Source organism: Bilophila sp. T19-St14, assembly GCF_059728385.1.
In genome coordinates, this window is the sequence record NZ_BAAGFT010000001.1 from 2,327,706 (window position 1) to 2,352,702 (window position 24,997).

The 24,997-nt window shown below is 60.7% G+C and carries 19 protein-coding genes; 7 read left to right on the forward strand and 12 right to left on the reverse strand.

Features of this window, described 5'->3' with window-relative positions; all coding sequences use genetic code 11:
- Nucleotides 1-483: 483 nt before the first annotated feature.
- The 9 genes from thiL to AC6I1V_RS09880 all read right to left on the reverse strand — a co-directional run bounded on the left by thiL (nt 484) and on the right by AC6I1V_RS09880 (nt 12,542).
- Nucleotides 484-1,482 carry a thiamine-phosphate kinase gene (thiL, locus tag AC6I1V_RS09840; RefSeq protein WP_497736978.1) on the reverse strand — a complete coding sequence of 333 codons (999 nt, stop codon included), beginning with the start codon at nt 1,480-1,482 and terminating at the stop codon, nt 484-486.
- A complete protein-coding gene (locus AC6I1V_RS09845) occupies nt 1,483-3,708 on the reverse strand; it encodes an ATP-dependent helicase (protein WP_486854081.1) in 2,226 nt (741 codons plus the stop codon). It lies immediately after the preceding gene.
- A gap of 514 nt (nt 3,709-4,222) precedes the next feature.
- The gene (locus AC6I1V_RS09850; RefSeq protein WP_486854082.1) at nt 4,223-4,867 is read right to left on the reverse strand and encodes an HAD family hydrolase; all 645 of its coding nucleotides are present in this window, start codon (nt 4,865-4,867) and stop codon (nt 4,223-4,225) included.
- A 4-nt stretch (nt 4,868-4,871) separates the two neighbouring features.
- Nucleotides 4,872-5,783: a phosphoglycerate dehydrogenase gene (locus AC6I1V_RS09855; RefSeq protein ID WP_308772000.1), complete on the reverse strand. Its 912-nt coding sequence runs from the start codon at nt 5,781-5,783 to the stop codon at nt 4,872-4,874.
- Between the two features lie 63 nt (nt 5,784-5,846).
- A complete protein-coding gene (locus tag AC6I1V_RS09860; RefSeq protein ID WP_302553513.1) occupies nt 5,847-6,416 on the reverse strand; it encodes an acyltransferase in 570 nt (189 codons plus the stop codon).
- A gap of 437 nt (nt 6,417-6,853) precedes the next feature.
- Nucleotides 6,854-7,624: a 3-deoxy-manno-octulosonate cytidylyltransferase gene (gene kdsB / locus AC6I1V_RS09865; RefSeq protein WP_302553514.1), complete on the reverse strand. Its 771-nt coding sequence runs from the start codon at nt 7,622-7,624 to the stop codon at nt 6,854-6,856.
- A gap of 24 nt (nt 7,625-7,648) precedes the next feature.
- Nucleotides 7,649-8,566 carry an NAD-dependent epimerase/dehydratase family protein gene (locus tag AC6I1V_RS09870; RefSeq protein ID WP_302553515.1) on the reverse strand — a complete coding sequence of 306 codons (918 nt, stop codon included), beginning with the start codon at nt 8,564-8,566 and terminating at the stop codon, nt 7,649-7,651.
- 131 nt (nt 8,567-8,697) lie between these two features.
- Complete coding sequence (locus AC6I1V_RS09875) at nt 8,698-9,456, reverse strand: HpcH/HpaI aldolase family protein (protein ID WP_302553516.1); 759 nt, start codon at nt 9,454-9,456, stop codon at nt 8,698-8,700.
- A 1,088-nt stretch (nt 9,457-10,544) separates the two neighbouring features.
- Nucleotides 10,545-12,542 carry a monovalent cation:proton antiporter family protein gene (locus tag AC6I1V_RS09880; RefSeq protein WP_486854083.1) on the reverse strand — a complete coding sequence of 666 codons (1,998 nt, stop codon included), beginning with the start codon at nt 12,540-12,542 and terminating at the stop codon, nt 10,545-10,547.
- Nucleotides 12,543-12,938: 396 nt separating this feature from the next.
- On the opposite strand from AC6I1V_RS09880, the gene trkA reads away from it, so the two are divergent.
- Entirely contained in the window at nt 12,939-14,339 is a 1,401-nt protein-coding gene (gene trkA, locus AC6I1V_RS09885; RefSeq protein ID WP_302554738.1) for a Trk system potassium transporter TrkA, read from the forward strand.
- 338 nt (nt 14,340-14,677) lie between these two features.
- On the opposite strand, the gene AC6I1V_RS09890 is transcribed toward trkA, so the two are convergent.
- On the reverse strand, nt 14,678-15,007 hold the full coding sequence (locus AC6I1V_RS09890) for a hypothetical protein (RefSeq protein WP_486854084.1): 330 nt from the start codon (nt 15,005-15,007) through the stop codon (nt 14,678-14,680).
- Between the two features lie 297 nt (nt 15,008-15,304).
- Between AC6I1V_RS09890 and AC6I1V_RS09895 the strand changes: the two genes are divergently transcribed.
- From AC6I1V_RS09895 to AC6I1V_RS09920, 6 genes are all read left to right on the forward strand, one after another.
- The gene (locus AC6I1V_RS09895; RefSeq protein WP_482330476.1) at nt 15,305-16,768 is read left to right on the forward strand and encodes a TrkH family potassium uptake protein; all 1,464 of its coding nucleotides are present in this window, start codon (nt 15,305-15,307) and stop codon (nt 16,766-16,768) included.
- A gap of 131 nt (nt 16,769-16,899) precedes the next feature.
- Nucleotides 16,900-17,547 (forward strand): phosphatidylserine decarboxylase family protein, encoded by a 648-nt coding sequence (locus AC6I1V_RS09900; protein ID WP_302552772.1) that lies wholly within the window; start codon nt 16,900-16,902, stop codon nt 17,545-17,547.
- Between the two features lie 54 nt (nt 17,548-17,601).
- Nucleotides 17,602-18,354 carry a CDP-diacylglycerol--serine O-phosphatidyltransferase gene (gene pssA, locus AC6I1V_RS09905; protein WP_302552774.1) on the forward strand — a complete coding sequence of 251 codons (753 nt, stop codon included), beginning with the start codon at nt 17,602-17,604 and terminating at the stop codon, nt 18,352-18,354.
- A 190-nt stretch (nt 18,355-18,544) separates the two neighbouring features.
- Nucleotides 18,545-20,116: a 2-isopropylmalate synthase gene (locus AC6I1V_RS09910; RefSeq protein WP_302552775.1), complete on the forward strand. Its 1,572-nt coding sequence runs from the start codon at nt 18,545-18,547 to the stop codon at nt 20,114-20,116.
- A gap of 503 nt (nt 20,117-20,619) precedes the next feature.
- Nucleotides 20,620-21,879: a 3-isopropylmalate dehydratase large subunit gene (gene leuC, locus AC6I1V_RS09915; protein ID WP_302552780.1), complete on the forward strand. Its 1,260-nt coding sequence runs from the start codon at nt 20,620-20,622 to the stop codon at nt 21,877-21,879.
- 147 nt (nt 21,880-22,026) lie between these two features.
- Nucleotides 22,027-22,530 carry a 3-isopropylmalate dehydratase small subunit gene (locus tag AC6I1V_RS09920; protein ID WP_337431998.1) on the forward strand — a complete coding sequence of 168 codons (504 nt, stop codon included), beginning with the start codon at nt 22,027-22,029 and terminating at the stop codon, nt 22,528-22,530.
- 533 nt (nt 22,531-23,063) lie between these two features.
- On the opposite strand, the gene AC6I1V_RS09925 is transcribed toward AC6I1V_RS09920, so the two are convergent.
- Both AC6I1V_RS09925 and AC6I1V_RS09930 read right to left on the reverse strand, forming a co-directional pair.
- Nucleotides 23,064-23,633 carry a GNAT family N-acetyltransferase gene (locus tag AC6I1V_RS09925; protein WP_486854085.1) on the reverse strand — a complete coding sequence of 190 codons (570 nt, stop codon included), beginning with the start codon at nt 23,631-23,633 and terminating at the stop codon, nt 23,064-23,066.
- Entirely contained in the window at nt 23,630-24,103 is a 474-nt protein-coding gene (locus tag AC6I1V_RS09930) for a pyridoxamine 5'-phosphate oxidase family protein (RefSeq protein WP_497736979.1), read from the reverse strand. The genes AC6I1V_RS09925 and AC6I1V_RS09930 overlap by 4 nt, the downstream gene beginning before the upstream one ends.
- Between the last annotated feature and the right edge of the window lie 894 nt (nt 24,104-24,997).

Genomic DNA, 24,997 nt, shown 5'->3' on the forward strand with positions numbered 1-24,997 from the left:
TCGCCAATTATATAATCCATTGAAATTATTTAATTATTTTTAAGCTACAAAAAGATTGTTTTTTAATAATTTCAAATGATTACATCTCAAATGAGACACGCCTGGCCGTCCACCGGCGCGGAGGGGCAAACCGCTCCGGGCGCAGTGGGCAAGGAAAGCGGCATGGAGTGATGGCAGCCCGTTCCGGGAACGGTGGGCAATGGAAAGAACCTGCTTCCCAGTTTCGTACAAAGCGGGATTCGTGTCCACAGGAACAACCGGAGGCGCCCCGCCCGGAATCCCACGACGGCACCCCCTTGCCGGGCAGACGCCAACGCCTTTTCCCACCCCTAAAAACATGACACTGGAAAAGCCTGCGGACAGGGATTCGATAAGCGCAAAAGTCTTTGGAAAGGGAGGGATGGGGTTTGGGGAAGGGAGGGAAAAGCTTTTCTTCAGAAAAGTTTTCCCTCCCTTCCCCAATCTCCCCCAAAGCCATTTACTCTAGCCCGCGAAATGATCAAACCCACCGGACACGGGGACGCCGTCAACGCGGATCACGCCGCCTTCGGTGACTTTGCCGAGCATGGTGGTCTCGGCGTTGGCGACCATGACGTGTACGGCAAGTTCGGGCGAGCACGTCCCGATGAGCGCGTAATCCTCGCCGCCGAGGAAGGCGTGCCGCTTGGCTGCGGCGACGGGATCGGCCTCGCTGCGGGAACGCATGAAGCGGAGGATTTCCGTGTGCGGCATGGGCATGCCGATGTCCGCGCCCATGCCCGGCCCGATCAGCCGGGGCAGATCGCGGGCGAGGCCGTCGGAAACATCCATGAGCCCAAGCCGCCCGCAGGCGGGATCGCCTTTCTCGCGGCCCCAGTCCGCCGCAAGGCGCGACAGGCGCATGCCTTCCTTGAGGCGCGGGGCGGGGCGCAGGTGCGCCTCGCAGGGGATGGGCCACCCGTTGAGGGCGGCACGGCCCCGCTCCTCGAAAAGCATCAAACCGGCGCGTGCAAGGCCCGTCCTGCCGATGAGGAAAATAACGTCGCCGGGCTGCGCCTCGCCGCGCAGGAGCGTCTTTTCCGCCTGCCCGAATACCGTCAGGCAGAGGTGGAGCTTGTCGGCGCGGGAGAGGTCGCCGCCCACGAGCGGCACGGAAGCCTGGGCCGCCAGATCGGCCATGCCCGCGCACAGGCCGTCCACAAGGGCCATATCCGCATCGGGCGGCAGGGACAGGCCCACCGTGAACCCCATCGGCCGCGCCCCGTCGGCGGCGAGATCGCTCAGGTTGACGGCAAGGGCCTTCCAGCCGATGTCTTCCGGCGTGAAATAGGAGCGCCGGAAATGCACGTCCTCCATGAACAGATCCGTGCTCACGCACAGCGGCCCGGAAACGCCGAGCACGGCGCAGTCGTCGCCGCGCCCAAGCAGCACGTCCGGCCCTTCGTTGGGGAAATGCGAGGCGATGCGGGCGAGGATGTGATCCTCGGAAACGAGATCGGACATTTATTCCTCCAGAGTCAGAAACGCGCTGAGAATGACCTTGAGCCCGAAGCCGGGGAAGTTGACCCGGCATTTGTCGGGCGGAAGCTGTTCCACGATCTTGCCGCGCCCGAATACCTTGTGCCGGCAATAGCCGCACCCCGCGCCGCCCTTGGATGCGGCCTTATCGTTTTTGGCCTCAGGGATGACCGGGGGCGGGAACACGCCTTTGACGCGCCCGGCGTTGGGGCTGACAAGTTCGCGGGGAATACCCGGAGAAGGCCGCGAAAAGGCGGGATCTCCGGCAAAGGATGTGCTGCGCTTGGAGATGCGGCCCGTGTAGCCCTCCTGCCACTCCTCAAGGGCGCTGAACGGCAGTTCGCGCACGAAGGGGCTCGGCGTCGCGGGCTCATTGCCGCCGTTCTGGCGGCTGTAGAGCGTGGCGGGCACGAACAGTTCCAAATCCTCGCGGGCGCGGGTGCAGGCCACGTACATGAGGCGGCGTTCCTCCTCGAAGTCTTCGGGCCGCACCAGCGCGTGGCGCGAGGGGAAGCGATCCTCGACCAGATCGAGCAGGATGACGGCGTCCCATTCCAGCCCCTTTGACGAGTGGATGGTGGAAAGCACCACCCGGCCCGCCTCATCGAACTCGTCGGCCTCGTCCTCCGGCGTTTCCAGCGACAGATCCGCGACGAACTGTTCGAGATCGGTGTAGGCCGAGGCGATGTGCGCGAGTTCCGAAAGGCCCTGCTGACGGCGGGGCCAGTCGTCGGGGAAGATGGCCTGAAGGCGGGGCGTGTAGTGCTCAATGACCATTTCGATGAGCGCGGCGGGTGTCAGGTTGTGCTGGCGCAGCTTGTCGAGCAGCAGCATGTCCGACCACAGATCCGGATATTTGGTGCAGGCTTTGCGCAGCGCGTCGAAATCGCCCTGTGCGGCGACATGATAGATTTTTTCGGCGGTTTTGGTCCCCACGCCCTTGGACAGCCCCGCCACGCGCTCGAAGGAGGGCATGTCCAGCGGGTTGATCGCCAGCCGCACGAACGCCACCACGTCCTTGACGTGTACGGCTTCCGCATAGCGCAGCCCGCCGTATTTGCGGAATTTGACGCCGCGCTTGGAGAGCGCGACCTCAAGGTGGTAGGACTGGTAGCCCGCGCGGAACAGCACGGCGATTTCCTTCGCCTGATAGCGGTCAAGCAACTCTTCCACGCGCGCCGCCACCACATTGGCCTGCGTCAGATCGCTCATGGGGCGGACGAGGCGCACGCGGGGCGTTTGGGGCGTGTTTTCCCTGGTCGTGAACAGGTTTTTGCGGAAGCCCTCGGAGGCCGGGGCCAGCACCGCGTTGGCGACGTCGAGCACGGGCTGGGTGGAGCGGTAGTTCTCCTCAAGCCGGATGACCCGCGTTCCGGGGAACAGCTTGGGGAAGTCAAGGATGTTGCGGACGTCCGCGCCCCGGAAGGCATAGATGGACTGGGCGTCGTCGCCCACGGCCATGACGTTGCCCGCTTCCCCGGCGAGGAGCCGCACCAGCCGGGCCTGAACGCGGTTGGTGTCCTGATACTCGTCCACCATGATGTAGCGGTAGCGCTCCCGGAACCGCCCGGCAAGCCCTTCGCGCCCCGTTTCGGGATCGCCTTTGAGCAGATCCTCAAGCTCGAACAGCAGGTCGTCGTAGTCGAGCAGCCCATGCTGGCGTCGGTAGCCCCGGTATGCCTCTCCGATGCTTTCCAGCGCATCGGCGTGGGGCAGCAGATGCTGCGCGTCGCGCTGGAGCACGTCTCCGATGGAAATTTCCTTGTTCCGTGCCTTGCTGAGGAGGCCGATGATGGTCTGCGTCTTGGGGAACGAGCGGTCGCCCTTGCCGATTTTGAGCCGTTCCTTGCACTGCTGGATGGCGGAGGCGCTGTCCGCCGAGTCCATGACCGTGACCGGGCCTTCGGCCCATGCGGGCCTGTACTGGCGGAGCACCGAGAATGCGAAGCTGTGGAACGTACCGCCGTGGACGCCGCCGATGCTGTAGCCGAGAAGATCCGTGGCCCGGAGCAGCATTTCGCGGCTGGCCTTGCGCGTGAACGTGAGCAGCAGCATGTCGCTTGCCGGGACGCCCTGTTCCGCCAGCCATGCCAGACGGTGGACGATGGTGCGGGTCTTGCCGCTCCCCGCGCCCGCGATGACCAGCACCGGGCCGTCCGGCGCGGTCACGGCTTCAAGCTGGGCCGGGTTGAGTGTCGAAATGTCTATCACAGGAACTCCGTGGGAAGGGGATGCCTCCGGCGGCCGGGCCGCCGCCCGAACCCGCGCCTTCCGGCGGGCCGGGGAAACCGCTTTGCGCGCGATGCCCGCAAGGTTCGCAAGCCCGCCTGACGGCCACGGCTTCGCCGCCCCTTGGGGCAAATTCCCCCAATTTCCTCAGGGCCGCCGCAATGTTCCGAACCGGAACACCGTTCCATACCATTGCGGCATCCCTGAGGGCGTCAGGCATCCTCTTCGCCGGGTTGGTTTCGAGAAAAAGGGTGCCCCATAAAAACACAAACGCCCCCAAAACACAAAAGCCTTAGGAGCGAGAAACGGATTTCCACTCTTGGGTGCCGCACCCTGCCTTTAGGGTTTTCAAAACCCGATGCGGGAACGCCTGCCCGCATCCACAGGGAAGGCATGCAACAGGGATTCGATAAGGGCGAAAATCTTTGAAGGGGATGGGGGTGGAGGGGGAAGGGGAAACTTTCTTAGAAAGTTTCCCCTTCCCCCTCCAATCTTTTTACTCCTTCCCCGCGAGTTCTTCCAGCCAGGCGTTGAGCCCGGTCAGATCGGAACCGTGGGGGTAGGCGGTATTCTCAAAGAAGGGGCCGCGCCCGTAAAACAGCGTCTCGGCGGCTTCGGCGGCGTCGCTGTCCGTGGTGGCGTCGCCGACCATGACCGCGTCGGCGGGATCGACGCGCTCCTTGCGGACAATGCCCTTGAGCAGTTCCGCCTTGGCGGGCGGGGTGCCGCAGATGCCGGTGAAGTAGCGGGCGAGGCCGCGCTGTTCCAGAACGGACCGGAGCTCTTCCTGCGGCGTGCCGGAGCAGACGTACATGGGCACGCGCCCGTGCCAGCGTTCGAGGACATCCATGACGCCGGGCACGAGCGGCGCGTTCAGGACGTTGTCCAGCGCATAGGAAACGAACCGGGCGCAGCAGTCCTCCATTTCCTCATGCGTGATTTCCCGGTGGAACACCTCGCGGTAGAGCCATGCGAATTTTTCGCGGCGGCTCACCCCGCCGTGCAGGGTATGGTAGAGGACGAGGCGGTCGCGGGCTTCCGCGCCGAGCGGCTCCGCCACCTGTGCGAAGGCTTTGGTCTTGGCGTCCACGGATTCGAGGATGACGCCGTCGCAGTCGAAAACGATGAGCGAAAGGGCCATACGCTTAGGCTCCGGGGAACAGGACGGCGAGGAGGTTCCTGATGGTGTCCGTTTCCATGATGATCCGCGCTTCCTTGGCGTAGGAGCCGACGTGCGGGGTCAGGATGACGTTGTCCATCTCCTTGAGCGGGCCGTCATAGGGTTCCTTGGCGAAGCAGTCGAGGGCCGCGCCCGCCAGATGCCCGGCGGTGAGCAGGCCGAGGAGGGCCTTTTCGTCGATGAGCCCGCCGCGGGCGATGTTCAGGATGAAGCTGCCGGGGCGCATCAGGGAGAGGCGGCCAAGATCGAGCAGCGGGGCGCCGTTTTCGGTCTTGGGGCAGTGCAGGGTGATGATGTCCGCCCAGCCCATCAGGTCGTCGAGCTCAAGGCGCGTATAGCCGGGGACGTCGGCAAAGGGATCGTGATAGCCGATGTTCACGCCGAACGGTTCGAGGAGGTGCGCCACAGTCCGGCCGATTTTGCCGAAGCCCACGATGCCCACGTTCTTGCCGTGCAGGAGGTTGCCCATGCGCTTCTTCCAGACGCCGGAGCGCAGTTCGCGATCCTGATGCGGCACTTGGCGGAGCAGGGTGAGGATGAGGCCCAGGGTCAGCTCAGCGACGGCCAGCGTGGGGCCGTCCGGCGTATTGCGGACGGCAATGCCTTTTTCGGCGGCATAGGCGCGGTCCACGTTGTCCATGCCCGTGCCGCAGCGCGAAATGACCTTGAGGTCGGGCAGGGCGTCCATGACTTTTTTGGTGAGCGGTTCGGTTCCGGCGGCGACGCCGTGGCAGCCTTCCAGCATCTGGATGGCTTCCTCTTCCGTCAGGGCGCGGCCCTTGTCGTTCATGACGTATTCGACGCCCGCCTGTTCGAGCAGCTTCAGCGGCTCGTCGCTGTATCGGGCGAAAGAAGATGTGGTGATGGCGATTTTCATGGCGAAACATCCTTTGGGCTGGATGGGAAACGCCGTTCCGGCGTGCGGGGCGGCGTTGGGCAATCAATCCTTGCGACGGCTGCCGATGACGCGCGCGGGGACGCCGCCCACGATGGCGTAGGGCTCCACGTCGCGCGTGACCACGGCGCCCGCCCCGACCACGGCCCCGTGCCCGATGCGGGTTCCGGGGGTGATGGTGCAGTTCGCCGCGATCCAGACGTCATCCTCGATGACGATTTCTCCGTACAGGTGACCCTGTAGCATGATAGGCTTTTCAAGGCTATCAAAACAATGGTTGGCGGCGCGCAAGACGGTTCCGGGGCCGACGGCCACCTGCCTGCCGATGCGGATGAGCCCGCCCGATGCGTCCACGGTCACGCCGGGGCTCAGGGCCGCGTCCTCGCCCATCTCCAGCGTCCCGCCCTCGGCATAGAGCTGGCAGCCCCTGCCGATGCGCACGCCGTCCGCGAGGCTCATGTTTTTGCAGCCCTGCATGGCGAGGCCGGTGCCGAACCGGGCCTTGCCGCAGCGTCTGAACAGGGGACGCCACAGGAGCAGGCGCGCGCCCATGCCCGCGGCCGTCGGAATCCACGCCAACGCCGCAATGATGAGTTCTTCGAGGAAATGTTTCATGGTGATATGCCTCCGGCGGGCTTGCACCCGCAAGGGGGCGGCGCCCCCTGGCCCGGCTATGGGTGGATGATGAGCGGGAGGCGCCGCGGTTTCGTCCTTGGCATGCGCCCCCGGCGGATTCTGAAGGCCGCGTCATAGAAAATGGCGGATGCTTTTTCCTTTGAAATCTCAAAGGAACAGCCGGAAAAATGCCTTATCCATGATTCCGCTGATGGGAAAACGGGATAAAAAAGGCTGTATTTTCACCGTGCTGCGGAGATGAAACGACCACATCCCCTGACAGGGCCATTCTGAAAAGGCGGGCCGAAGTGAATAAAAAGGGGGAAAGCCGCCGCGCGGCCTCCCCACCCAAAACTTGAGGGGATGAGGGGCAGCGGAGGCGGAAGGCCCTTTCAAAGGGTTTCTTCCCCCTCCGCCGTTTTTCTCCCCTTTCCCCGTTACTTCGTGTAGCTGATGCGCAGGGCGTCGTCCTTCATCATTTCGCGGACGCGTTCGAGGTCTCCCTGCGTATCGACGCTGAGGGTCCGCTTGTCGGTGGGAACCATGCGGACCTTTTCGCCGTGTTCGAGAATGCGCATCATATCGACGGATTCAATGATTTCCAGCGGGCATTCGTCCATCGCGTTGAACTTGAGCAGGTAGTCGCGGCGGAAGGGGATGATGCAGACCTGCTTGTGCATGGGCACATGAGGGGTTCCCTTGCGGCGGGACGGGATGGGCTCGCGGGAGAAGTAGAGGGCGTCGCCGTTCAGGTCGGTGACGACCTTCACTTCGTTGGGATCTTCAAATTCTTCCTCGGTGGCGAGGTCGGCCATGAGGTTCACGACGTTGATGGACGGGTCTTTGAGCATGGGCTCGACGGCGGCGTCGATCATGTCGGGGGTGATCATGGGCTCGTCGCCCTGCACCATGACCACGATGTCGGCGCGCTGCCCGGTCATTTCCTCGATCTTGAGCATGGCTTCGGCGGTACGGGTCGTGCAGCGGACATGCGTGTCGGCGGTCATCACGGCCTTGAGCCCGGCGGAGGCCGCGTAGTCCATCACGACCTGATCGCAGGTGGCGATCCATGTGGAGGACAGTTCTTTGCACATGGCGGTGCGGATGGCCACATGGCCGACCATCGGGATGCCGTGGATGTCGGCAAGGGGTTTGCCGGGGAAGCGGCTGGAGCCCATGCGGGCGGGGATAATGGCGATGATATTCATGAGGCGTCTCCTGAGCTGTGTCGGTTAGTCGGCTTTGTCAACCATCAGATACCCGCCGAGCTCCTTGAGGTCGGGGTGCAGTTCCTGATGGATTTCTTCCATGACCTTGAGCACGCCCTGTCCGAGTTCGGTGGACAGGTGAGGGGTCATCTTGCGGCCCACCTTGGGCATGAAGGCGTACGGCGTGATTTGGTAGTGCCCGCTGTTGGGGTCGTGCTGGTACTTGATTTCAATGGGTTTGCCGAGCATTTCCTCGATCATGCGGAACAGGTCGCCCACCCGCATGGGCTGGTTGCCGGTGAGCACGATGTTCTGGTTGGCGTATTCAGGACTGAGGATTTCCACGGTGCTGAGGGCGGCGTCCTCGACGTGGATGTACTCGCGCAGGGCCGTGGGCGCGCCGTAATAGGTGATCGTGCCCTTTTCCAGCGCCTCGGCCACGAAACGGTTGATCGCGTTGCGGCGGTCGGCGCGGGGGCCGTAGAGCGAGCCGTAGCGCAGGATCGTGTATTCGAGGCCGAACATATCGTGATAATTTTCGATATACAGTTCGCACGACTGTTTGCTGCACCGGTAGAAGCCGCCGGACTTGCCGTACACATAGAGCGTGCTGGCGAAGACGTAGCGCTTGACCCCGGCCTTGCGGCAGGCTTCGAGCAGGATGACGTTGCCGAGGACGTTGATGCGCGCGGTTTCCACGGGCTTCTGGTTGGATTCGCCGATGTCGGCGAGGCCCGCGAAGTCGAATACGGCGTCCGCGCCGCTCACGACGGCATTGACCAGATCTTCGTCCAGGAGGCTCCCCGTGACCATCTTCTGGTCGGGGCGCAGGTACGGGGAGGGGCGCAGATCGACGATGGTGACGTCATGGCCCGCGTCGGAGAGCTTGTCGCATACGTGCGATCCCAAGAAGCCGGAACCGCCGAAGAAAACGATTTTCATACAGGTTTGTCCTACCTTATTTCCCCTCTTCAAAGCTGAAAGTCTTTGGAGGCGGAGGGGAGGGGTTCGGGGAGGGGAGGAGGAAGCCTTTCTTCAGAAAGGTTTCTCCTCCCCTCTCCGTCATTATCGCGTTACCGTTTCGGGCAGGCGCAGCCGTGGAGGAGGAAAACCGCGTCGATGCCGTAGGCGATGAACCGGTAGCCGTCGGCGATGCACTTGGCGAGGCGTTCGGGTTCGGGCTGCACGACGTGGTTGCCCATGGGCATGTTGTGGCGCTTGCAGGCTTCGTTGATGCTGTCCATCACGGCGACGAAATCGGGGTGATCGAACTGCCCGGTGAGGCCCATCGAGCCGGAGAGGTCATACGGGCCGACCATGATGGCGTCGAGGCGGGGATGGGATAGAATGGCGTCGAGCTGTTCCACGGCGCGGATATGCTCGATCTGCGCAACGAGGAGGATGTCCTTCGCCGCGCCCACGCGGTAGGGATCGAAATCCCTGCCGTACATATTGGCGCGGGAATAGCCCACGCCCCGGCTGCCGCCCGCGTCGGGGTACAGCGAGAGGCTGATGGCCCGGTCAAGCTGCTCGCGGGATTCGATCATGGGGAAGACGAGCCCCTGCGCGCCGGAGTCCAGCGCGTCCTTGATGGGCCGCAGTTCCGCCTGCGCGATGCGCGCGAAGGGCGTGGAGCCGCCCCGTTCGATGGCGCGGAACACGTCCGGCAGGATGGCCCGCGTGAACGCGCCGTGTTCCATGTCCACCGCCACCCAGTCGTAACCGGATGCGCCCATCACTTCCGCAACGTCCGCCGAAGGGAACTGGAGCCACGTACCGATCGTGGCTTTGCCCCCGCGCATCATAGCCCGTATTTCCTGTGCCGTCTTCATCAAAATATCCCTCTATGTTTTGGGGCCGCCCGCCTCTCCGGGGAGGTGCCCGGCAGCCGGCCTTGCCGGTGGAATGCTTTACAATGTCCCGGCTCCGGCCCGCAGGCCGCCGCCAGCCTGCAACTATAAACCCGCCCGTTCCCGCACGCAAGCTCTGGTGGTGTGGGGCGGAGGCAGAGATTGGGGAGGGGGAAGGGAAACTTTCTCCAGAAAGTTTCCCTTCCCCCTCCCCAAACCCCACCCCTTTCCCTTCAAAGACTTTCGTAAACGGGGCGGGCGGCGGTAGCGGCGGCTTGGCGGCCCGTGTCCTGTTGGAAGTTCCCCGGAGCCGCCCTCCTGTGCCCGGAATTTCGCCTGATTGTGCTGGTTGGTTTCGGCGTCTTTCGGGTCGTCCCTCTGCATCTGAATTTCAGCCCCGCAGCGGCATCATCCTGATCTGCGTGGGCCGTTCCCCTGCATCTGGAATTTCAGATGCAAGTTTGTTTTTTGGGCTGCCAGATGTGGCCTCTTGCATCCGGCAGCAGCTTGTCGGCGTTGTGCCCAAAGACGAATGGGGTCGTTTCTCCGAACCCGGAATTTCGCCTGGTTATGCTGGTTGGCTTCGGTGGCTTTCGGGGCGTCCCTCTGCGTCTGGATTTCAGCCCCGCAGCGGCATCATCCTGATCTGCGTGGGCCGTCCCCCTGCATCTGGAATTTCAGATGCAAGTTTGTTTTTGGGGCTGCCAGATGTGGCCTTTTGCATCCGGCAGCAGCTTGTCGGCGTTGTGCCCAAAGGCGAATGGGGCCGTTTCTCCGAACCCGGAATTTCGCCAGTTTATGTTGGTTGGCTTCGGCGGCTTTCGGGGCGTCCCCTGTGTCTGGAATTTTAGCCTCTTGTGCCAGTGTGTCCTTGCTCCACAGTGGGGCCGCCCCTGTACCCGGAATTTTGCCCGGCGTCGTATGGGTTGGTTCCATGATGTATTGTTGCTGGCCCTGCATCGGGCATTTCGCCGCCCTTTCCGGCATTGCTCGTTGCGCCGCGGTCATCGGGGCTGCCGTATTTTTGGGGCATGTGTTGTTTTTTAGGTTGCTGTGGAGGCATAGAGCCCTTATAAATCCTCGGCTTTCTCCGGTTCGGGATCGGCATGGAAGAAGGGCATGACGGTCGTGAGGGAGGCGGGGGAGGCGAAGAGGAACACCGTATCGTCGCCGTGGAGGGAGGCGTCCCCGCCGGGCGAGGGGATGATCTGCCCGGCGTGGCGGATGCCGACGACGGTGACGCCGTATTTCCTGCGGAGCGAGGTATCCGTCAGGCGTTTGCCGTCGAGGGCGCAGCCTGGCTCGACCTTGCAGGCCACCACTTCAAGCCCGGTGAGGACTTCATCGGCGAGCGAGGGCAGATCCATGCCAGTCATGCGGAGCTGGCGGGCCATGTTGTAGTATTCGTGCCGGATGCTGTTCACGAACCGTTCGATGGTTTGGCGCGGGACGAGGTAGTACCCGAGCACGCGGGAGAAGACTTCGATGGACGTTTCAAAATCCTCAGGGATGACGTCGTTGGCTCCAAGCCGCCGCAGGGCGTCCACTTCGCCAAGGAAGCGGGTACGCACCACGATGTGCACTTTCGGGTTGAGTTTGCGGGCTACGGCGGTGATGGCCCGGACAGCCGAGGGATCGGAAATCACCACGGCGATGACGCGCGCGTTCTTGATGCCGAAATGTTCCAGCACGAGGGGCTTGGAGGCGTCGCCGCCGTGGATGGGTTCCTTGCCGCCGTAGCGCGACACGGTATCAGGGTTCATTTCAAGGATAACGTAGGGGATGCCCGCCTCGCGCGCAGTACGGGCCAGATGCTTGCCGCCCACGCCGAAGCCTACGATAATCAGGTGATCCTTGAGGGATTCATCCTTTTGGGCGGCGGCTTCCTCATCAATGGGCAGGTGCAGGTAGCGGCTCACGAAGGAGGCCACCTTGGGCGCGGCTTCCATGACCGTGGGGGTCAGGATCATGGTCACGATGCTCGCCGCGAGGAACATCTGGTAGGCGTCGTCGTCCATGAGGCCGCCGTTTACGGCGGAACTGGCCAGCACGAAGGAGAATTCGCCGATCTGCGCAAGGCTCATGGCGGCGAGGATGGAGACGCGCAGGGGGTAGCCCACCAACAGCATGGGCGGCAGGGACAGGACGGATTTCAGGAGGATGAGCAGGGCCGCAAAGAGAAAGACCTTGTCCAGATGATGCACGAGGAAGTCCACGTCGAGCAGCATGCCCACGGAAATAAAGAACAGGCTGGTGAAGACGTCCTTAAAGGGGAGGATGCCTTCGAGGACGTTGAGGCTGTATTCCGAGCCGGAGAGCAGGAGCCCGGCAAGGAACGCGCCGAGGGCGAGGGAGAGGCCGAGCGAGGCCGTGCCGAGGGCGATGGCGAAGCACAGGCCGAGCACGGTCATGAGCATAAGCTCCTTGCTCCGGGTGCGGAGCACGAGCTGCATGACGCGGGGAACCACATGGCGGGCGAGGAGCCAGCCGCCGACGAGGATCACCAGCGTCCGCCCGGCGGAGATGAGCATCCCCCCAATGTCCGTGTCCCCCTCCCCGGCGAGGATCGGGATGGCGAGCATCATGGGGACGACGGCGATGTCCTGAAAGATGAGCACGGAAAAGTCGAGCCTGCCCTGCGGGGATTCCGACTGCGCCTTCTGCTGGAGGCGGCTGAGTACGATGGCTGTGGAGGACAGGGAGGCGAGGAAGCCGTACATCATGCTTTCTTGCCATGTCTGGCCTATGAGCACGCCAAGGCCCATGAACGCGCCGATGGTCAGCACCACCTGCGCCGTGCCGCCGACGAACACGGGGCGCTTCAGGCGCATGAGTTCTTCCCCGGACATCTCAAGGCCGATGGAGAACAGCAGCAGGACCACGCCGATCTCCGCCAGCAGTTCGACCGCGTGGGGGTTCTGGACGAGCCCCAAGGCCGTGGGGCCGCACAGGACGCCGGTCAGCAGGAACCCCACAATCGGCGGTATCTTGATTTGGTGGCAGACGAGCAGGACGCCGATGGAAAGGCAGAAAATAGCGACGATGTCGGGAAGAAGGGGGATATCCATAGCAGTGGGGGCTCCATAAAACGAAAGGCTCTGTTATGGCATGTGGTTGCTTCATCTCCACCGTGCGGTGAAAAATACAGCTTTTTTCCAGTTTTCCCCTCGGCGGGATCCACGGCTAAGGCCTTTTTCCGGTTATCCCTTTGGAGTTTCAAGGAAAAAACATCAGCCATTTTCTATGACACAGCCAAACGAAAAGGGTGAATAGTGCATTCTTTTAAGATAGCTGCATTGATAAGGCAAGCGTAAAGGCCGGATTGTCGAGTGTTCATGCGGGCTGGGGCGCTTTTTCTAGTTTTCCCTTGGAATGTTTTCCGCTACACTGCGGCAGCCTGAATCCTTGTGATACTCTGTTGTTTCAGAGCAATTCCAATCTTAATAGGCGTTGTTGGAGGCTTTATGCTGTTTCGTCGTGCTCCCCAGAAAGTGGAAGAACTCAAAATCGTCATCGTGGGAGCGGGGGAAGTGGGGTTCCACATTGCACAGCGCTTGTCCGAAGAGCAGAAGCAGGTTGTGGTGATTGACCAGAACCCGGACAAGCTCCGCAGGATAGAAGACAGTATGGACGTGCAGACCGTGCTCGGTTCCGGCTCCATCCCTTCGGTGCTCAAGGATGCGGGGGCGGGCGACGCCGCCATTTTTCTGGCCGTGACCGACAGCGACGAAACCAATATCGTCGCCTGCCTGTTCGCCAACGCCATCGCCCCCAAGGCTGTGAAGCTGGCGCGCATACGCACGGAAGAATATACCGCCTATCCCCAGTTGCTCGGCAGCGGCTCCCTGCAAATCAGCATGCTCATCAACCCGGAACAGGAGATCGTCCGCTCCATTGAGCGCCTGCTCACGCTGCCCGGCGCCGTGGAGTACGGCCAGCTTGCCGACGGGTTCATCCGTATGGTCGGGATGCGCGTGGAGGGCGGCCCGCTCATCGATCAGCCGCTGACCCGTTTCCGGGAAATCGTGCGGGACGACGGCATCATGGTCGGGGCCATCGCCCGCGGCCAGAAGCTCATCGTCCCTTCCGGTTCCGACGCCATCAAGATGGGGGACACCGTCTATTTCGCCTACAAGCCCACCAGCCAGCGGGCTTTGCTCCATGCGCTGCACAAGACGCGGGGCAGCCTCGGCACGGCCTGCATCGTGGGCGGCGGGAACATCGGCCTGCGTCTGGCGCGGCTCTTTGAGAACAAGGGGGTGGATACCAAACTGATCGACATCAGCGAGGATCGCTGCGAATATCTGGCGGATCAGCTTCAGGGCACGCTGGTTCTGCACGGCGACGGTACGGACAAGTCCCTCCTGCAGGAAGAGCATATCGACCAGATGGACGCCTTCATCGCGGTAACCGGCGATGAGGAATCGAATATTTTGTCCTGCCTGCTGGCGAAGTCCCTCGGCGTGAAGGAAACCGTGGCCCGCGTGAACAAGGCCGCCTACCTCCCGCTTGTGGAGGCCATCGGCATCGCGCACAGCGTAAGCCCCCGCTTGTCCGCCGTGAACAGCATTTTGCAGTACATCCGGCAAGGCAAGGTGCTTTCCAGCGTCTCCGTGGGCGGCGACGCCGCCGAAATGCTTGAGGCGCTGGTGGATGAGGAATCCCTTATCGCCGGGAAGCGCGTCTATGAGCTTGGCCTGCCCAAGGGGATACTTCTGCTTGGGGTCATCCGGGGCGGCGAGGCGTTTATCCCTTCGGGCCAGACCGTCATCCAGCCGCAGGATCGCATCGTCCTGCTCAGCCTCCGCGAGAAGATGAGCAAGCTCGAAGATATCGTTGCGGAAAAAAAGAAGGCTGTGTCCTAAGTCGTGTCGTTGTTTTAGGCTCTGTTATAGTTTGTGGTTGTTTCATCTCCACAGTGAGGTGAAAATATAGCCTTTTTCTCCAATTTTTCCCTTGGCGGGATCCACGGCCAAGGCATTTTGCCGGTTATCCCTTTGGAGCTTCAAGGAAAAAAGCATCAACCATTTTCTATAACACAGCCTTGTTTTATATGACTATTTGAAATCATAGAAAATAATATTTTATAGCTTGAAAGATAGTTAAATAATTTCAATAGAATATATTTAATTGCTGACATGGCCTAGAAAATGGCTGATGCCTTTTTCCTTGAAGTTTCATAGGGAATAACCAACAAAATGCCTCAGCCATGAACTCCGCCAAGGGGAAAACTGGAGAAAAAGCCCGTATTTTCACCGCACTGTGGAGATGAAACAACCGCATACCATAACAGGGCCATGTTTTTCCTTGAAGCTCCAAAGGAATAGTCGACAAAGTGCCTTAACCATAGATTCCTCCAATGGAAAAAGCTGGATGAAATTTTCATTGGCTGTGTCATAGAAAGCGGTTGATGCTTTATTTCCTTGAAATTCCAAAGAAATAACCAATAAAATCCCCCAATCACAGAGCCCATCAGCGGAAAGATTGGAGAAAAACGTGTATTTTCAGTATATTGATGAAACAAAACAACCATGTACTATGACAGAGCCTTTTTATTTCACTGTGCTGTGAAAATGAAACAACCGTTGCGATGACAGGGCCTTGTTTTTTTATCCGGCATTTCAAGGGATAAAACACCAATCGTTTGACGATGGATATGAAGCGCCTTCCCAGAAGGCTCTCCCATTTCCGGGAAGGCTGGAAACAGGGATTCGATAAGGTCAAAAGTCTTTGAAGGGGATAGGGAGGGGTTTGGGGAGGGGAAGGGGTGCCTTTCTCCAGAAAGGCACCCCTTCCCCTCCCCAATCTTCCCTCACCAAAAGGGTCAGCCATGCAAATACGTTCGGTTCTGTTCATCGTGGGAGTGCTGCTGGCGTGCGTGGGCACGTCGCTGGTGCTCCCGCTTGGGGTGTCGCTGTGGTATGGGGACGGGGCGTTCCTCGGCCTGCTCTCGTCGCTGGCGATCATGGTGGGCGGCGGGCTCGCCTTGGCGTATGCCAACCGCTCGCAGACGCCCCTGAACCTGACCTTGCGCGACGGGTTCGCCGTGGTGGGCATCTGCTGGATCGTGGCGAGCTTCGCGGGCGGGCTGCCGTTCGTGCTGACGTCGACGGCCTCGGTGACGGATGCGGTCTTTGAGGCCGCGTCGGGCTTCACGACCACGGGCGCAACGGTTTTTGCGGATATCGAAGCCCTGCCGCACGGCCTGCTCATGTGGCGCAGCCTGACCCACTGGATCGGCGGCCTTGGGATCATCCTGCTCTCGTTGATCGTCCTGCCGCTGCTCGGCGTCGGCGGGATGCAGCTGTACCGGGCCGAGGTGACGGGGCCGAGCCCCGGCAAGCTCACGCCGAGGATGCAGGACACCGCCCTCACGCTTTGGCGGGTTTACTGCCTGATGACGGTCGTGCTGACCGTGCTGCTGTACATCGCGGGCATGGACTGGTTCGACGCGCTCAACCACAGCTTTTCAACCGTGGCGACGGGCGGCTTTTCAACCAAGAACGCCTCAATCGCCGCGTACCCGCAGGCATCCATCCAATGGATTCTGATTTTTTTCATGTTCATCGCGGGCATCAATTTTTCCCTGCACGCGCAGGCGCTGAGGGGCGTGGTCAAGGTTTACCTGCGTAATCAGGAATGCTGCTTTTATACCGGGCTGCTCATCCTCGGCTCTGCGGTCATCGTGGCGGGGCTCGTGGAGCACGGCCTGTTTGGGATAGGTTCGCTTTCGGAATTCGAGCAGGTCACGCGGGCGGCGGTGTTCCAGCTTGTTTCCGTTTGTACGACCACAGGGTTCGTTTCGGAAAACTTCAACCTCTGGCCTTCGATTACGCTGGTCATCCTTTTGATGTTCATGCTGATGGGCGGCTGTGCGGGCTCCACGGGCGGCGGCGTCAAGGTCATGCGCCTCGTGATGCTGTTCCGGCTGGCGTACCTGGAGATCTTCCGCCTGCTGCACCCCCGTTCCGTGCGCCACCTCAAGAGCGCCGGGAAGTCCGTGCCCGTTGAAGTCATTTCGGGGGTGGTCGGCTTTTTCCTGTTGTATCTCATCGTTACCACAGCGGGTACGATTGTCCTGACCGTGCAGGACATGGATCTGATGAGCGCGTTCACGGCGACGCTGACCTGCATTTCCAATGTGGGGCCGGGGCTCGGCAGCGTGGGGCCGGTGGACAACTTCGGCCATGTCCCGGCGTTGTCCAAATGGGTTCTGACGCTGTGCATGCTGCTGGGCCGTCTGGAGATTTACGCCATCCTCGTGCTGTTCGTCCCTGAGTTCTGGCGGGACTAGCCGGGCCGTGGGCAACGCGGCGATGCAGGGTTGCATCCGTGGCCTTTTTCGGTCATGATCCGAAAATCACGTTTAACCTTATTGGGCCGGGAAGGGCAGCCGTTCCCCGGCCATAAAGTGAAGGATGACAGATGCGAAAAGGCAATATCGGTGTGGCGCCGGAAGGGTTGCCGTTCCTCTTTCTGCTCGCGCTGACGGCGCTGGCGTTTGCGGCGCTGCGCTTTTGGCCGCTGGCGCTGGTTTTTCTTGTGCTTACGTGGTTTTCCGGGCATTTTTTCCGGGATCCCGAACGTGTGGTGCCCTCGGAGGATGACATCGCCGTCAGCCCCGCCGACGGCCGGGTGATCCGCGTGGAGCCGAAAGCCGATCCCATCACGGGGGAGGTTCGGCCCTGCATCAGCATTTTCATGAATGTGTTCAATGTGCACGTCAACCGTTCGCCCGTCGCCGGACGGGTGGAGGCCATCCGCTATTTCCCCGGCAAGTTCTTCAACGCCGCGCTCGACAAGGCGTCCACGGACAACGAACGCTGCGCGTACCTTGTGCGCGACGACGGCGGGCGGCCTTGGGTTATGGTGCAGGTGGCTGGGCTCATCGCCCGGCGGATCGTCTGCCGTGTGGAAGAGGGGGACACCCTCGCCCGCGGCGAACGCTACGGCATGATCCGTTTCGGCTCTCGGGTTGACCTCTATCTTCCTCCCGACTATAGTGCTGTCGTTACCAACGGTGATGTGGTCGCGGCAGGAGAAAGCATCCTGGCCAGAAAATTTCAGGCCTAGCGCCTCTTCGACGCGGCCGGAATCTGCTCGCAGGATTCCCACAGGTACCTTATTATGCAAGAAGAAAAACCCGTTCGGCGGGGAGTGTATATCCTCCCGAACCTTTTTACCACTGCCAGCCTGTTTACGGGCTTTCTTGCCATGCTCCTCGCGGTGCAGGGCAATATCGAAGGCAGTGCCCTCGCCATCCTGTTCAGCGCCCTTATGGACGGCCTAGACGGGAAAGTCGCCCGTTTGACCAATACGGCCAGCGAATTCGGCATCCAGTATGACTCGTTGGCCGACCTTGTGGCCTTCGGCGTCGCTCCCGCGTTCACTTCGTGGATGTGGGTGCTCGAAGGCTACGGCAAGCTCGGCATCGGCGTGGCCTTCCTCTATGTGGCCTGCACAGCCCTGCGTCTGGCGCGTTTCAACGTCTGCGTCACCACGGTGAGCAAGAAGTTCTTCGTCGGGCTCCCCTGCCCGGCAGCCGGGTGCGCCGTCGCCATGTTCATCCTCTTCTCTTCCTATCTCCCGTCATGGTTGGAAGCCCGTACGCCGTTCCTCGGCCTGCTCATCACCTTTGTGATGGCCCTGCTCATGGTCAGCCGCGTGCGCTATTTCTCGTTTAAGGAATACGGCTTCCTGAAGACGCACGCCTTCAGCTCCATGATCTCCGCTTTGCTTGTGTTCGTGCTCATCTTGTCCCAGCCCGTTGTTTTCGGGTTCCTGTTGGGCGCGATCTACCTTCTGTCCGGCCCCATCTACACCTACATCATTCTGCCCCGCCGCAACCGGCAGCTCCTAGGGAGCCTTACGCAGAATTAACGGTGAATGGCGCTTTGATCCGGGGGAGGGAAGGGAACCTGATTAGAGCGGTTCCCTATCCCTCCCTTCTGCATATGAGAGCTTTTTTACGGAAAACAGCAATAAAACCGTATAGTTGTAAGAAGTCGCATCGGGCGGCGTCAGGACTGAGGCGGGCTGTTTCCGGCTGAAAGACTCCAAGGAGAATCCCATGTCCAATCGCGTCATTATTTTCGACACGACGCTCCGTGATGGTGAGCAGTCCCCCGGCGCTACCATGAACCTTCAGGAAAAGCTCCGTATGGCGCGCCAGTTGGAGAGCCTCGGGGTGGACGTCATCGAAGCCGGATTCCCGGCTTCCAGCGTGGGCGACTTTGAAGCCGTCCATGCCATCGCCAACGCCGTCACCGACGTGCAGGTCGCCGCGCTCGCCCGCTGCAACAAGAACGACATCGACCGCGCATGGCAGGCCCTGAACGGGGCGCGCAACCCGCGTATCCACGTTTTCCTCGCCACCTCGCCCATCCACATGGAGTACAAGCTCCGCAAGACCCCGGATCAGGTCGTGGAAATGGCCGTCGCCGCCGTGCGCCACGCCGCCAAGTACACCAACAACGTGGAATTTTCCGCCGAGGACGCCTCGCGTTCCGATCCTGACTTCCTCGTCCGCGTGTTCACCGAGGTCATCAACGCCGGGGCCACCACCATCAACGTGCCCGATACCGTCGGCTATGCCCAGCCCGGCGAATACGGCAAGCTGATCAAATACGTCATCGAAAACACCCCGAATTCCCACAAGGCCGTGTTCAGCGTGCATTGCCACGACGACCTTGGGCTTGCCGTCGCCAACAGCCTGAGCGCCATCCAGAACGGCGCACGTCAGGCCGAAGTGACCCTTTGCGGCATCGGCGAACGCGCGGGCAATGCCTCTCTGGAAGAAATCGTCATGGCGATGAAGGTTCGCCCCGACGTGTACGGCGTGGACTGCGGCATCCAGAACGAACAGCTTTATCCGGCCTGCCGCCTGCTGTCGCTCATCATCGGCCGCCCCATCGCCGCGAACAAGGCCATCGTGGGCAGCAACGCCTTTGCGCATGAGTCCGGCATCCATCAGGACGGCATGCTGAAGAACCGCGAAACCTACGAAATCATGACGCCCCAGTCCATCGGCCGCAAGTCCACGGATCTCGTCATCGGCAAGCACTCCGGCCGCAACGCCGTGCGTACCCGCCTTGAGGAACTGGGCTACCGTCTGGACGACGAACAGGTCAACGTGGTGTTCGCCGCCGTGAAGGAGCTCGCGGACAAGAAGGCCAACGTGCATGACGAAGACCTCGAAGCGCTGGTCTTCTCCGAAGTCTACCGCCTGCCGGATCGCTACCGCCTGGGCAACGTGTCCGTGCAGACGACGATGGGCTCCTCCATGCCCGCCACCGCCGCCGTGGTCATTCAGGCCGGGGAAGAGGAAATGCGCCGCGCCGGGTTCGGGGCCGGCCCCATCGACGCGACCTTCAACGTCATTTCCCAGATTGTAAGCCGCGCCCCTGATCTGGAGCAGTTCAGCATCAACGCCATCACCGGCGGCACGGACGCGCAGGGCGAGGTGACCGTGCGCCTGCGCGAAGGCGAATACAGCGCCACGGGCCGCGGTTCCGACCCGGACATCATCGTCGCCAGCGCCAAGGCCTACATTGATGCCCTGAACCGCCTCGACCACAAGGAGCGTGACGCCATCCGCACGCAGGAAGCCACCGGCGAACCGGCCATCAATACGTGCAACTAAGGCGCGGGGCCGGGGGAAAGCCGCAGCGGGCCGTTCCTCCGGCTTCCGCCCCTTAGCCGGGCTGATGGGCAGCGCCGCGCTTTCCCTGCGCAGCCCCGGTTTCCGGGGTAAAGCGGTTTGCGAGACATTCGCCGTTTCGATGATTTCCTAAAAATTCATTTTTGAATTGGCTGTGTTATAGAAAATGGTTGATGCTTTTTTCCTTGAAGTTCCAAAGGGATCACCGGCAAAATGCCTTGGCCGTGGATCCCGCCAAGGGGAAAACCGGAGAAAAAGGCTGTATTTTCATCGCACTGTGGAGATGAAACAACCACAAACTTTAACAGAGCCTTTGAATTTCAGGTAATTGAGATACGGCTTCCCTTGCGGGAGCGGATGCCTCGGTTTGCCGGGCGCTGGCCTTTCGGCCGAAAAAATGTTGTAACGATTCCGATTGATGTGGAAACGCGGAATGGCGTTTTCGTCCGTCGGTCGGGAAACCTTTTACCTTCTGGAGCCGTCCCATGCCTCATACTCTTGCCCAGAAAATCCTTCAGGCCCACACGGATGAAGAAGTCCGTGAAGCCGGGCAAATCGTCAACTGCCATCTTTCCGGCGTGCTCGCCAACGACATCACCGGGCCGCTTGCCATCAAGTCCTTTCGGGCGATGGGCGCGACCAAGGTGTTCGACAAGGATCGCGTCTTTCTGGTGATGGATCACTTCACCCCGCAGAAGGACATCGATTCCGCCAATCAGGTGATGGTGACCCGCAAGTTCGCGCAGGAAATGGGCGTCACCCACTATTATGAAGGCGGGGACTGCGGCGTCGAGCACGCCCTCCTGCCCGAACAGGGCCTTGTGAAGCCCGGCGACCTCGTGATCGGCGCGGACAGCCACACCTGCACCTACGGCGGCCTCGGCGCGTTTGCGACCGGCCTCGGCTCCACGGACGTCGCCGCAGGCATGGCGCTCGGCAAGCTGTGGTTCAAGGTGCCTCCGACCATCCGTGTGGAATTTGAAGGCAAGATGCCCAAATGGCTGCGCGGCAAAGACCTGATCCTGCGGCTCATCGGCGACATCGGCGTGGACGGCGCCCTCTACAAGGCGCTGGAATTCGGCGGCGAGACCCTCTCCGAGCTTGATGTCGAAGCGCGCCTCTGCATCTCCAATATGGCGATTGAAGCGGGCGGCAAGTGCGGCCTGTTCCCGTCCGACGAGAAAACGCTCGCCTATTGCCGCGATCACAACAACCCCGACGCAAAACTCATTGCAGCGGACGCCGGTGCGACGTATGAAAGGATCGTGCGCATCGATGTGAGCGGCATGGAGCCGCAGGTGTCCTGCCCGCACCTGCCCGAAAACACGAAGCCCGTTTCCGAAGTCAAGGACGTGACCATCAATCAGGTGGTCATCGGTTCCTGCACCAACGGGCGCATTTCCGACATGCGCGACGCCGCCGAAGTGCTCAAGGGCCGCAAGGTCGCCAAGGGCGTGCGCTGCATCGTCCTGCCCGCGACGCCCGCCATCTGGCGTCAGGCCATGAAGGAAGGGCTGTTTGAGATCTTTACCGATGCCGGCTGCATCGTCGGCCCGCCCACCTGCGGCCCCTGCCTTGGCGGCCACATGGGCATCCTCGGCGACGGCGAGCGCTGCATCGCCACCACCAACCGCAACTTCCGCGGCCGCATGGGCAGCCTCGAAGCCGAAGTGTATCTTGCCAGCCCCTGTACGGCTGCGGCTTCCGCCGTCACCGGCGTGATCACCAGCCCCGAAAAGTTGTAATGCCGTCCGGCCGGGCTGCCCCGCAGGGCGGCCCGGAGCACGAGGCGCACCGGAGCGGCTCCGCCCGGCCGCCTCGGTTTCGCCGCATCCTTTCGGGGTGCGCGGATCCCGTGGATTTTTCTAGCGTGAGTACTACAGGAGAACCATATGCCTTTCACTGGTGTATCGCATAAAGTCGGTGAACATATCGATACCGACGCCATCATCCCGGCCCGTTTCCTTGTGACGACCGATCCCAAGAAGCTCGGCGAAAACTGCATGGAAGGCCTTGAGCACGGCTGGGTCAAGCGCGTGCAGGTGGGCGACATCCTCGTGGCCGAGCGCAACTTTGGTTGCGGCTCTTCCCGCGAGCACGCCCCCATCGCCATCCTCGGCGCGGGCATGAAGGCCGTCATCGCGCACAGCTTCGCCCGTATCTTCTACCGTAACGCCTTCAACATGGGGCTGTTGCTGCTGGAAATCGGCGACGACGTGAACAAGATCAAGGACGGCGACAAGCTCGAAGTCAGCCCCGAAGAGGGCCTGATCAAGAACCTGACCACCGGCGAGACCATCAAGGTTCCCGCGCTGTCCCCCGTCATGCAGAACCTCATCGACAAGGGCGGCCTCGTGAACTACGTCCGCGAAGAGATTCAGGCTGAAGGGAAGTAGTAGGATTGTGAAAGATTGGGGAGGGGAAGGGGAACCTTTCTGGAGAAAGGTTCCCCTTCCCCTCCCCAAACCCCTCCCTTTCCTCTCCAAAGACTTTCGTGTTTATTGAATCCCTGTTGCCGGTTTTCCCGGTTGAGGGAAGTAACCCGCCTGAGCGATGTCCGTTCGGGCGGGTTTTTGTGTGGGGGAGGGGATTGTTTTGTGTGTGGGCGGATGGCAGGAGGGCAAGCGTTGCAAGGGAATAGTTATGCGTTGGGGCTCCTGCCGTAGTTCCCCTTGCTGCCGGAAAGGTTGGAGGGGATGGGGCCGGAAGGAACTGTCTGGAAGCCCTGCCTCAGGGCAAGAACCCTGATCCATATGCTGTGGCTGTGTCATAGAAGATGGTTGGCGCTTTTTTCCTTGAAGTTCCAAAGGCATGACCGGCAAAGCGCCTTAACCACGGATTCCACCAAGGGAAAAGTTGGAGAAAAAGGCTGTATTTTTACCGTGTTGTGAAGATGAAACAGTCCTATGCCATGACACAGCCTGTGCCGTCACTCCCAGAAATCTTTCAGCATCCTGTAGAGCACATGGCGATGGAGCGGGTGATCCGGCGGCAGGGCGGGATGATCGAAATCCTCGGCGGGGTTGTGGAGCATCCCAAGCCGCCGCATAAGTCCCTGTGACGGAAGGTTGGTTTCGGCGGTGAAGGCGACGACTTCGGGAAGGTTCAGAACCTTGAAGGCGTAGCCCATCACGCTGCGGGCGGCTTCGAGGGCGTATCCCGTGCCCCAGTATTCGGGCAGGAACCGCCAGCCGATTTCCACGCAGGGCGTAAACGGCGCGTCAAAAGTCGCCCGCGCAAGCCCGGTGAACCCGGCGAGGTTTCCGGTGGGCTTGTCTTCCACAGCCCAGAACGTAAATCCGTGCTCCTCCTGATGTGCCTGAATCCGGGCCAGAAGCGCGTCGCTTTCGGCTTCGGAGAGCGTGGACGGGAAGAATTTCATGACGCGGGGATCGGCGTTCATACGGCGGAAAGCGGCACGATCCGCCTCATCCCAAAGGCGAACCCGCAGGCGTTCCGTAACGAGCTGAAAGGGCTGATGCGTAGGCGAAGGGTTCATGCTTTGAGCGCTTCCTCTTCACCGGGGGCGTATTTCCCCATGAGCGAGTCGATGTCGATGCGGATGATGGCGACCCTGTTGATCATGGAATCGGGGGCGGGGCGCGGGCACAAGGACTTGTAGCGCACGGTGATGGCATCGAGCGCGGTGCGTTTTTCCTCCTTGTCCTCGACGATGGCCGCCGTCCCGGTTCCGCAGACGCTGCGGAACGTGGTTGTGGCCTTCTCGCGGATGATGCGGACATCCACATAGGCGGAGAACCCCACGCGGGGGTTCTTGCGGATCAAGTCCATTTTTTTCCCGGTGAACGCGGTATGAATGTACAGCGCGTCGCCCAGCAGGACAAAATTTACCGGGAAGGCATACGGGGCCCCGTCGCCGTCGTTCAGGGCGACTACCATGTCGTCGGCGTCGTTCAGAACGCCGTTAATGAAGTCCCGATCTGCGCGGAACCTGTCCTTCATTCCCATTGCTTCGCTCCTTGTAAAGAAAAGGCCGTCTCATGAGGAAACGGTTGATGCGTTCTTTTCGGCTCTGTTATAGCATGTGGTTGTTTCATCTCCACAGTGCGGTGAAAATACAGCCTTTTTCCAGTTTTCCCCTTGGCGGGATCCACGGCTAAGGCATTTTGCCGGTTATCCATTTGGAACTTCAAGAAATAAAGCATCAACCATTTTCTATGGCACAGGCTTTTGAAATTCCAAAGGGATAACCATATACCTCAGCCTTGGAGCCCTCCAGCGGAAAAACTGGGGTAAAAAGCCGTATTTTCACCATGCTGTGGAGATGGGACAATCATATCCTATAGTTGAGCCAAGAAAAACAACGCCGGAAGAGAGACGTTCGCCCTTTCGATGGTTTTCTAAGGCTCTGTTATAGCATGTGGTTGTTTCATCTCCACAGTGCGGTGAAAATACAGCCTTTTTTCCAGCTTTCTCCTTGGCGGGGCTCACGGCTAAGGCATTTTGCCGGTTATCTCTTTGGGGTTTCAAGGAAAAAAGCATAACCATTTTCTATGGCACAGCCTTTTGAAATTCCAAAGGATAGCCATATACCTCAGCCTTGGAGCCCTCCAGCGGAAAAACTGGGGTAAAAAGCCGTATTTTCACCATGCTGTGGAGATGGGACGATCATATCCTATAGTTGAGCCAAGAAAAACAGCGCCGGAAGAGAAACGTTCGCCCTTTCGATGGTTTTCTAAGGCTCTGTTATAGCATGTGGTTGTTTCATCTCCACAGTGCGGTGAAAATACAGCCTTTTTCCAGCCTCCCCCTTGGCGGAATCCACGGCTAAGGCATTTTGCCGGTTATCCCTTTGGAGCTTCAAAAAATAAAGCATCAACCATTTTCTATGGCACAGGCTTT

What these genes read in the sequence shown, in the direction of transcription:
- trkA (WP_302554738.1), top strand. Translation starts at nt 12,939, where the DNA reads ATGCTGTTTCGTCGTGCTCCCCAGAAAGTGGAAGAACTCAAAATCGTC.
- AC6I1V_RS09870 (WP_302553515.1), bottom strand. Translation starts at nt 8,566, where the DNA reads ATGAAAATCGTTTTCTTCGGCGGTTCCGGCTTCTTGGGATCGCACGTA.
- AC6I1V_RS09910 (WP_302552775.1), top strand. Translation starts at nt 18,545, where the DNA reads ATGTCCAATCGCGTCATTATTTTCGACACGACGCTCCGTGATGGTGAG.
- AC6I1V_RS09920 (WP_337431998.1), top strand. Translation starts at nt 22,027, where the DNA reads ATGCCTTTCACTGGTGTATCGCATAAAGTCGGTGAACATATCGATACC.
- AC6I1V_RS09930 (WP_497736979.1), bottom strand. Translation starts at nt 24,103, where the DNA reads ATGGGAATGAAGGACAGGTTCCGCGCAGATCGGGACTTCATTAACGGC.
- AC6I1V_RS09860 (WP_302553513.1), bottom strand. Translation starts at nt 6,416, where the DNA reads ATGAAACATTTCCTCGAAGAACTCATCATTGCGGCGTTGGCGTGGATT.
- kdsB (WP_302553514.1), bottom strand. Translation starts at nt 7,624, where the DNA reads ATGAATATCATCGCCATTATCCCCGCCCGCATGGGCTCCAGCCGCTTC.
- AC6I1V_RS09895 (WP_482330476.1), top strand. Translation starts at nt 15,305, where the DNA reads ATGCAAATACGTTCGGTTCTGTTCATCGTGGGAGTGCTGCTGGCGTGC.
- leuC (WP_302552780.1), top strand. Translation starts at nt 20,620, where the DNA reads ATGCCTCATACTCTTGCCCAGAAAATCCTTCAGGCCCACACGGATGAA.
- thiL (WP_497736978.1), bottom strand. Translation starts at nt 1,482, where the DNA reads ATGTCCGATCTCGTTTCCGAGGATCACATCCTCGCCCGCATCGCCTCG.
- AC6I1V_RS09890 (WP_486854084.1), bottom strand. Translation starts at nt 15,007, where the DNA reads ATGGTTGTTTTGTTTCATCAATATACTGAAAATACACGTTTTTCTCCA.
- AC6I1V_RS09925 (WP_486854085.1), bottom strand. Translation starts at nt 23,633, where the DNA reads ATGAACCCTTCGCCTACGCATCAGCCCTTTCAGCTCGTTACGGAACGC.
- AC6I1V_RS09880 (WP_486854083.1), bottom strand. Translation starts at nt 12,542, where the DNA reads ATGGATATCCCCCTTCTTCCCGACATCGTCGCTATTTTCTGCCTTTCC.
- AC6I1V_RS09875 (WP_302553516.1), bottom strand. Translation starts at nt 9,456, where the DNA reads ATGAAGACGGCACAGGAAATACGGGCTATGATGCGCGGGGGCAAAGCC.
- AC6I1V_RS09855 (WP_308772000.1), bottom strand. Translation starts at nt 5,783, where the DNA reads ATGAAAATCGCCATCACCACATCTTCTTTCGCCCGATACAGCGACGAG.
- pssA (WP_302552774.1), top strand. Translation starts at nt 17,602, where the DNA reads ATGCAAGAAGAAAAACCCGTTCGGCGGGGAGTGTATATCCTCCCGAAC.
- AC6I1V_RS09850 (WP_486854082.1), bottom strand. Translation starts at nt 4,867, where the DNA reads ATGGCCCTTTCGCTCATCGTTTTCGACTGCGACGGCGTCATCCTCGAA.
- AC6I1V_RS09900 (WP_302552772.1), top strand. Translation starts at nt 16,900, where the DNA reads ATGCGAAAAGGCAATATCGGTGTGGCGCCGGAAGGGTTGCCGTTCCTC.